Genomic DNA, 333 nt, shown 5'->3' with positions numbered 1-333 from the left:
GAGACGGGGTGGGAGAGTAGGTCGCCGCCGGACAACCATTCACCAAAGGCCCACCCCTCACGGGGTGGGCCTTTGGCGTGCCTGTGATCTAACCGGGCAACCCCCTACGACCCTGTTCGTGGGATGATGAACGTCAGTGCATATCGAAGGGACACCGCTGTGAACGACAGCCCAGAACGTCACGCCGACGACCGCGACCGTAGGTCTTCCGGGGCAGGGCGGTCCGGCGACACCGGTCGTTCTTCCGGCTCCCAGGGCCGCGGCCAGGGAGGACCCCGCCGCGACGGGAGCTCCGGCAAGCCCCCGCGCGCCGGCGGCGACCGCCGCTCCGAC

Source organism: Oerskovia douganii, from assembly GCF_015142735.1.
Classification (GTDB): Bacteria; Actinomycetota; Actinomycetes; order Actinomycetales; family Cellulomonadaceae; genus Oerskovia; species Oerskovia douganii.
The sequence above is the reverse complement of the archived record's forward strand: the minus strand, read 5'-3'. Positions refer to the sequence as shown.